Source organism: Pseudomonas sp. 05N434 (genome assembly GCF_056396965.1).
Genome location: NZ_JBFTMK010000204.1, coordinates 1 through 7912 on the forward strand (window position 1 = coordinate 1; position 7912 = coordinate 7912).

Annotated in this window: 7 protein-coding genes; all 7 read right to left on the reverse strand. The window is 62.7% G+C overall.

Features of this window, described 5'->3' with window-relative positions:
• The coding region (locus AC1DLB_RS14665; protein ID WP_477785182.1) for a Clp protease N-terminal domain-containing protein at positions 1-1776 on the reverse strand (1776 nt) is incomplete at its 3' end.
• A 2-nt stretch (positions 1777-1778) separates the two neighbouring features.
• Positions 1779-2804 carry a type VI secretion system baseplate subunit TssG gene (gene tssG, locus AC1DLB_RS14670; protein WP_477742974.1) on the reverse strand — a complete coding sequence of 342 codons (1026 nt, stop codon included), beginning with the start codon at positions 2802-2804 and terminating at the stop codon, positions 1779-1781.
• Positions 2768-4561, reverse strand: coding sequence for a type VI secretion system baseplate subunit TssF (gene tssF / locus AC1DLB_RS14675; protein ID WP_477742975.1), 1794 nt, complete (start codon positions 4559-4561; stop codon positions 2768-2770). Before tssF ends, tssG begins: the two co-directional genes overlap by 37 nt.
• On the reverse strand, positions 4545-4988 hold the full coding sequence (gene tssE / locus AC1DLB_RS14680; protein WP_019648923.1) for a type VI secretion system baseplate subunit TssE: 444 nt from the start codon (positions 4986-4988) through the stop codon (positions 4545-4547). Before tssE ends, tssF begins: the two co-directional genes overlap by 17 nt.
• Positions 4989-5003: 15 nt before the next feature.
• On the reverse strand, positions 5004-5501 hold the full coding sequence (locus AC1DLB_RS14685) for an Hcp family type VI secretion system effector (RefSeq protein WP_477785183.1): 498 nt from the start codon (positions 5499-5501) through the stop codon (positions 5004-5006).
• A gap of 75 nt (positions 5502-5576) precedes the next feature.
• Complete coding sequence (gene tssC / locus AC1DLB_RS14690) at positions 5577-7064, reverse strand: type VI secretion system contractile sheath large subunit (RefSeq protein ID WP_019648924.1); 1488 nt, start codon at positions 7062-7064, stop codon at positions 5577-5579.
• A 29-nt stretch (positions 7065-7093) separates the two neighbouring features.
• The gene (tssB, locus tag AC1DLB_RS14695) at positions 7094-7642 is read right to left on the reverse strand and encodes a type VI secretion system contractile sheath small subunit (RefSeq protein ID WP_026331704.1); all 549 of its coding nucleotides are present in this window, start codon (positions 7640-7642) and stop codon (positions 7094-7096) included.
• Positions 7643-7912 lie beyond the last annotated feature (270 nt).

The window sequence follows — 7912 nt, forward strand, 5'->3', positions numbered from 1 at the left end:
GGTGTTCAGCGCGGTGCTCTGGCCCATGACGCGCAGGCCCATGCGCTGGCCGAGGGTGCGCACGGCATGGGCTTCGTCGGCGAGCATCTTGCCCACCGGGATGCCGGTCCAGCCGGCGATCACCGCAGCCACGGTTTTGCCGTCGACCTGTTCCGGCACCAGCGGATCATCCTGGCGAATGGCGTCCAGACCGGCCTCCAGGCGTACCAGTTCGGCGGCCAGATGATCGATGCGGCTGTCGGTGGCTTCGTCCGGTTTGTCGTTGTCGGCGCGTTCGCTCAAGGTGAGTAATTCGCGACGGGTTTCCAGCAGTTCGCGCACGGCGATCCGTTCTTCGTTCCAGCGGGTTTCCAGTTCGCGAATGGCCTGCACGTTACCCACGGATTCGGTTTCCAGCAGGGTGATGCGTTCACGGTGATCAAGCCCGGTGGCCTGTTCGCGGCGCAGGCGTTCGACTTCCTCCTTGAGACTTTGCTGGCGGTGACGCAGGCTTTCCAGCGGTGGCGGCACGTCATGCTGGCCGAGGGCGACCCGGGCACACGCGGTGTCGAGCACGCTGATGGCCTTGTCCGGTAACTGGCGCCCGGAGATGTAGCGGTGGGACAGTTTCACCGCTTCGTGGATCGCCGCGTCGAGCACCTGCACACCGTGATGCTGTTCCAGTTTCGCAGCCACGCCACGGAGCATTTCCACAGCGGTGATTTCGTCCGGCTCCTCGACTTGCACCAACTGAAATCGCCGGGCGAGGGCGGGGTCTTTCTCGAAGTATTTTTTGTACTCAAGCCAGGTGGTCGCGGCCAGGGTGCGCAACTCGCCACGGGCCAGCGCCGGTTTCAGCAGATTGGCCGCGTCGCTGCCGCCTTCCGCGCCGCCAGCACCAATCAGGGTGTGGGCTTCGTCGATGAACAGAATGATCGGTTTGTCGGCGCTGCGCACCGCGTCGATCACGCCTTTGAGGCGCTGCTCGAACTCGCCCTTGACCCCGGCGCCAGCTTGCAACAGACCGAGGTCGAGTACCCGCAGGCTGACTTCCTGCAACGACGGCGGCACATCCCCGGCGGCAATGCGCAACGCCAGGCCTTCGACCACCGCCGTTTTGCCCACTCCCGGTGCGCCGACCAGGATCGGGTTGTTCTGCCGACGGCGCAGCAGGATGTCGATGCACTGACGAATCTCGCCGTCGCGGCCGACGATGGGGTCGATGCGCCCGGCGTGGGCATCGGCGGTCAGGTCCTGGGTGAACTGGTCGAGCACCGAATCCTGTTTCGGTTGCGGATGGCCGGTACTGACCGGCCGCGTGCCGCCAACGTGTTCGCGCGAGTTTTCGGTCCACTCCAGCAAATTACTGCGCAAGGCTTCCCGTGGAATTTTCAACAGCGACGAGGCGCTATTGAGCAGCAGGCTGCGACGTTCATCACGGTCGAGCAGGGCCAGTAGCAGCAAACCGGAGCGAATGCTCTCCAGGCCAAGCACACTGGCCTGAACCACCGCGTCTTCCAGCAGGCCGATGGTGTGCGCCGAGAGCGCCGGGGTGCGGGTGCTGCCGGATTTGAACAGTTCCAGGGCCTTGTTGATTTCCGCCGTCAGGGCATCGCGCTCCAGCCCGAAGCGCGGCAGCAGCCAGGCGAAGTCGCCGCCCTCGATGTCCAGCAACTCCAGCAGCAAGTGTTCGATTTCGACGTAATGATGACCCCGTTGCAGGCAGYGCTGCGCGGCCCGTTCGAGGGCGCGGCGGTTGTCCGGGTTGAGGCGTCCGATCAGGCTGGCCAGTTCCATGTTCAGGTGATCTCCAGCTGACGAAGGCGGGTTTCGATCCGTTGCACGGCAAGGCTGGTCTGGCGTTGCAGGCCGCCGTTCCAACTGAGCAGGGGCGGGGCCTGGCGACCGAGTTTCATCGGACTGGCACCGCGCACCAACAGCACCAGTGTGCAATCCAGGTCGGGGCCGAAATACAGCGCGCTGAGACTGGCCAGCGCCGGATGGGCTTCACCGTCCGGCAGAAACCGCGCCGCCTGCGCCGAGGTCAGCGGGCCGAGGGTCAGGCGGATGCCGGCGTGTTCATCCCAGACCCGAGTGCCGGCCACCGCGTTACGACCCAGTTGCAGGTTGCGCCCACCCGGTTGCAGTCGACTGCGACTGGCCGGTGGGATTTCCCGCCAGGCACCTTCATAGGCGCTGAGTTCTACCGGCAGTTCGAAGTGCTCGCGTACGATCGCGGCGAAGCCGGCCAGGGAACGACGACCGTCGGCAAATAGCGCGCTGCACGCCAGTACCGCAGAGTCGGGTACGGCCTGGCGTTCCTGCAAGGCTTTGGGCAACAGCCCGGTCAGCGCTCGCAGTTGCGCCTGCACCGGCGACGCGCCGGGGGCTGTGAAGCCAACGGCGATCCGGTGTTTGCGCATCACCTTGTACAGCAGGCTGAGCAAGCGATGCTGGAACAGGTCGAGGAATTCGGCCGGAGCGTGATCCTTGGCCCGGGCCCGTTGTTGCAGCCATTCCTGATAGGCGTAGGGCAGGGGGCCGTCCGGCCCGCCGAGGCCAAACACTGGTGTCGTGAGCGTCGGTGGCTGGTCAGCTTCCTGAGTCAGACTTTCGATTTCACTGGCGGAAAACAGCGGCGTCAACGGCCCGCGCAGGCGCAAGGCTTCCGCTTGAGGGGCGGTGCCGCTGCCCAGGGATTCGGCTTGCGGGTGTTCGCGTTCCAGCAGCAACAACGCCTGCAACAACTCGAACGCCTGYGGATCGCGCCGCAGCTTCTGACTCAGACTCAGAGGGACAGCGGCATGCCGGCTTGGGGTTGCCATGTCTTGACCTCCTTGTCTGACTGGACCAGAACCGTGCGCACGAAGCGATTGGCCGTGGCATAGAGTGAAAAGAACTGCGCCAGCACCGCTGAGAACAGCACGGCGCTGCTGCCGACGAAATGCTGTGGGTCGAGTTGCAGCCGGACCTCCAGCCCATTGCGCCAGCCGCGCCACGCGTCTTCACCAACATGGGCGATCACCCGTTCGCAGCCGAGGCTTAACAAACCGTCGATTTGCCGCAAGGCGCTGGCCTCGTCACGCAGGTTGTGCAACTGGAGGATTTCCTTGAGGGCATCCAGCGCTTGCGGCCCCTCGACCAGTGACAAATGGTTGAGGGTCAGTTGCGACACCAGCCGCCAACGGGATTCGCCATCCAGTCGCGGCAAACTCTGCGGGCTCGGCGGGTTACGCAAACGGGCCCAGGCCACCGGCCCCGGTCGTTCGAAACCCAGGGGCGTGCCGGCCGGCAGGCTCTGGGCCAGATGCCGGTTGGTGCACAGCAGTTCGGCGGTGAGGCTGTATTCGCTGGCCTCGGTCAGCGGATCGAGCCGGGTGTCCACCAGGCTCACCATCAGGTCGGTGCCCAGCCGATTAGGGGTCATGCCGCTGACCCGTCGCGCATGCCAATAGCACTGTTTGTCGCCGCCGATATGCTGGCTGCCRTAATACGCTGGCACCCGTTGCACGCCCTGGCTTGAGCTGGCGCGCATGGCGCGGATGCTGTGGATCTCGACGCTGTTTTCCCGGTGACTGTCGGCGACCAGGCGATACTCGCTGCGGGTGCCGTCCGGGCGCAGTGGTTCCGAGGTTCGTGGAAACAGGTTGATCACCGGTGCGCAGCCCAGGGCGAAGTCGCTGGCCTGAAGGTGCAGGCGGTTGGCCGGGGCGCGGTCGAACACGATGTACAGGTACAGCGTCTGGCTGTCGCTGGCGGCGCCGGCCAATGGAATGTCGAAGAAGTTGAATTTGTCCGGGAACGCAAAGTACTCGGCGAGCAGGCGCATGCCCGGATGCACGCCGTCCTCGTCCGGCAACAGCACTTCGTCGCTGGCAAAACCGACGATTTGCGGCAACCCCTCCAGCATGACCGGCACGCTGCCGACCGGTCCGGCCAGCACCTTTACCGCGTGAGCGCCGAGCAAGTCATACAGGCAGGCGTTGATCACCGGCGAGGCGGCCAGGTGCACGCGCAATTGTTTGATGGCCAGCGTCGACCATTGGCTTTCACCCAGGCAACGCAGGCTCAGGCGCAGGGCCGAACGCGCTTGCGCCACACCGGTCAGGGCCTGGGCTTCGTCGCTGCCCAGCAGCAGCGCTTCGTTGATTTCCACTGGCCACAATCGAACCGCGGCGCTGGTGCGAAAGTGGATGCTCTCGCCTTTGCTGGTGGTGACGAATAGCGGTGTGTCGCGGGGCAATGGATAACCATCGTTCAGGTTGCCCTTGCTCGGGTCCGGCTCGAACTGCACGATCGCGCAGGACGGCAACGGCCGCATGGCCAACGGGTAAAGCTGTTCGAGTAAGGCATCGCTGAATTCGGCGTAGTCGTCATCGAGTCGCCGTTGCAGGCGTGCGGCGAGCAAGGCGAAACCTTCGAGCAGCCGTTCGACATGTGGGTCGGGGCATTCACCGGGGGACAGTTCCAGGCGTCTGGCGACCTTGGGATATCGCTCGGCAAAAATGCTCCCGGCGTGGCGCAGCCAGGTCAGTTCGCGTTGGTAGTAATCGAGCAGTTGCGGGTCAATCGAGTCGCTCATGACGCACCTCAAGACCATGGCTGGCCTTCTCGATGACAAATGCCACGGGCCAGTGCTGCTGGCCGCTGCGCAATTCGCCCACCAGCCGAATGCTCAGTTGCTGCGGATGGCCGGGGACCGGATTGACCTGGACCTCGCCCAGTTGCAGGCGCGGTTCGAAATGGCTGATGGCCTCGCGCACTTCCCGCGCCAACTGACGACGGTCATCGCTGCGCTGCTGTTGCAAGGCCGTCCAGTCAGCGATGCCGTAGTCGAGAATGCTCGGTGGGGAGGTCAGCGGACGTGAGCCGCGTCGGGTGTTGAACAGGCGCAGCAACTCCGTGTGCACCGAGTCGAGCAGCCCCTGGCGATCGAACACCTGCACGGTGTCGACCTCGCTGGCGGCGAGGCGCTCGAACAACGGTGGGAGCATGCCGGTGCCTGCCATGGCCGACGCGTCCGCTTACTTGACGAGCTTGTTGGCGGCCATGTCCCAGGTCGAGGCGGCCGTGCCTTCCTTGGTGCCGTCGTCTTTCTGGGCGGTGAGCTCCCACTTGATCTTGGTGAAGTTCAGGGAAATGGTTTCCACCGGTTTGCCACCCGTACCACCACTGACGCTGACATTGGACAGCACCACGTTGGTCAGTGTGTAGATGATGAACGGCATCAGCTTACCGCTGCCTTCGGCGGYGTTACGGCCGATGGTGATCTTGGCTTCGGGGATCGGTTTGCCGGCGCAGCAATATTCGTTGAGGGAAGGCGTCGAGCTGTCGACGAACTTGGTCAGGGTGAACTCGCCGATGTGCGGCTTGCCGGAAGTGYGCTCCGAGTTGCTGACGTCGTTGGTCACCTGCATGGCCACGTTGTGGCTGTAGGACATGACTTCGATCTTGTCCTTGTAACCCTCGAGCAAGCTATCGCCTTTGATGTCGCCGCCGAGGTCGAGAATGATTGCATCCATCGCATGAAACTCCTGAAAGTAATCGTGCTAGATAAGCAGGGGAATCCCGCCGGGTTGACCCCGGCGGGAGGCAGGTCAGGCGGCTACCGGTGGCGGCAGGGTCGCGACCAGGCGGATCGACGCGGTCAGTTCCTCAAGCTGGAAGTGCGGCCGCAGGAACACCGTGGCCTTGTAGGCTCCGGGCTTGCCGGCGACCTCGGTCACATCCACCCGGGCTTCACGCAACGGGTACTGCGCCTTGATCTCTTGCGGCGCGTTGTCGTTGATCAGCACGTAGTCGGCGATCCAGTTGTTGAGGTAGGTCTGCACATTGTCGCGGGTCATGAAACTGCCGACTTTGTCGCGCATGATCACCTTCAGGTAGTGCGCGAAACGCGAGGCCGCGAGCACGTACGGCAGCATCGCCGAAATCCGCGCGTTGGCATTCGCCTCGTTGGTGTTGTAGACCTTGGATTTGTTGGTGGTCTGGCCGCCGAAGAACACCGCCACGTCGCTGTTTTTCTTGTGGCACAGGGCGATGAAACCGAGGTCGTTGAGCTCTTTCTCGCGACGGTCGGTGATCGCCACTTCGGTCGGGCATTTGAGCGACAGGTCACCGGAGGTTGTACGGAAGGTATGGGCCGGCAAGCCTTCCACCGCACCACCGCCTTCGGCTCCGCGAATCGCCGCGCACCAGCCGTATTTGGCGAAGGCTTCGGTGATCCGTTGCGACAAGGCCCACGCGGCGTTGCCCCACAGGTATTTGCCGTGGTCGCTGCCGTTGACGTCTTCGACGTAGTTGATGCCTTCCACCGGCGACGTGTCAGGACCGTAAGGCAGGCGCAGCAGGAAGTGCGGCAGCACCAACGATACGTAGCGCGAATCTTCGCTTTCACGGAACGAGCGCCACTTGATCAGCTCCTGGCTCTCGAACACTTTCGACAGATCCCGTGGCACGGCCAGTTCGGTGAAGCTGTTCATGTCGAACAACCGAGGGCTGGCGGCGGCAATGAATGGCGCATGGGCGGCCGCCGCGACGTTCGACAGTTTCTCCAGCAGGCCGATGTCCTGCGGGTGCCGGCCGAAGGTGTAGTCACCCACCAACAGGCTGAACGGGTGGCCGCCGAAGGTGCCGTATTCCTCTTCGTAGATCTTCTTGAACAGCGCGCTCTGGTCGAACTCGACGGCTTTTTCCAGGTCGTTCTGCAGCTCTTTCTGGGTCACGTTGAGCAGGCGCAATTTCAGCCGGGAACTGGTCTCGGTGTTCTTAACCAACAAGTGCAGGCCGCGCCAGGAGGCTTCAAGTTTCTGCAGGTCCGGGTGGTGCAGCACTTCGTTCAGTTGAGCGCTGATCAGCTCGTCGATCTGGCTGATGCGGTCGTTGATCATCGCCACGGTGTCCTTGTCGACGGCCATGCCTTCATCGAGGACCTGAGTGGCGAATTCCGCGAGCATGTCGCGGGCGTAATCCTGTTGGCTGTCGTCATGGGCCATGCGGCCTTTGGCGATTATTTCATCGAGCAAGGACAAGGTCTCGCTTGCACTGTCACTGGCTTGGGTCTGGGCGGCGGATGAGGCGGGCATGGCAAAATTCTCCCTGGGTGGATGAGCGATCAGGCTTGCGGTTCAGCCGGTGCTTCGCTGTCGCCAGCAGGAGCGGGAGCGGCGGTGTCCGGACGAGCCGACTTGATCTCTTGCAGTCCCTCGGTGTTGGCAATGACGTCACGCAACAGCTTGTCCAGATCATCGTTGCCGTCGAGTTTGGTCAGCAGGTCGCGCAGACGCTGGCGAGCTTCGAACAGACGCCGCAGCGGAGTGACTTGCTCGACCACCTTGACCGGGTCGAAGTCATCGATGTGTTTGAAGTTGAGCTCGATGTTGAGCTTGCTGTCGTCGCCGCTGAGGGTGTTGTTGACCTGCAAGGTGGCGCGCGGGCCGATCGAGGCGAGGACTTCATTGAAGTTGTCGCGGTCGATTTCGGTGAAACGCCGTTCATTCAATTTCGGGAGTGGTTCGAGAGGCTTGCCGGAGAGGTCGGCAAGAATACCGACAACCAATGGCAATTCTTTCTTCTCGATCGCGTTGCCGATTTCGACGTCGTAGGTGATTTGCACCCGGGGTGGGCGAACCCTGTCTAGCTTGTGCTGAGTACTTTCTGCCATGGTGGCTGACTCCGATGCATGAGGCGGGAGCAATGCATCGGGAGGCCCGTTTCATCGCATTCCCTTACTGGACCGTAGGTTAGAAAGGGAGGGCAGAGGACCTGTCATTCCTTTGACGAACCTTCCGAATTCGTCGTGCCGACCGAACTACCCAAGACGCTAGAACAGGTCTATAAAAAAGCAAACGAAAAACGTTTTTGGACCGTGTCGAGAAAAGGAAAATTCATTTTGTACGCACGTCTTTTTTCTTTGGTTCTGCTCCTCTCACTC

Bases quoted from the DNA above. Each gene is read 5' to 3' on its own strand.
- tssE (WP_019648923.1), bottom strand. From the start codon at position 4,988: ATGGCAGGCACCGGCATGCTCCCACCGTTGTTCGAGCGCCTCGCCGCC.
- tssC (WP_019648924.1), bottom strand. From the start codon at position 7,064: ATGCCCGCCTCATCCGCCGCCCAGACCCAAGCCAGTGACAGTGCAAGC.
- tssB (WP_026331704.1), bottom strand. From the start codon at position 7,642: ATGGCAGAAAGTACTCAGCACAAGCTAGACAGGGTTCGCCCACCCCGG.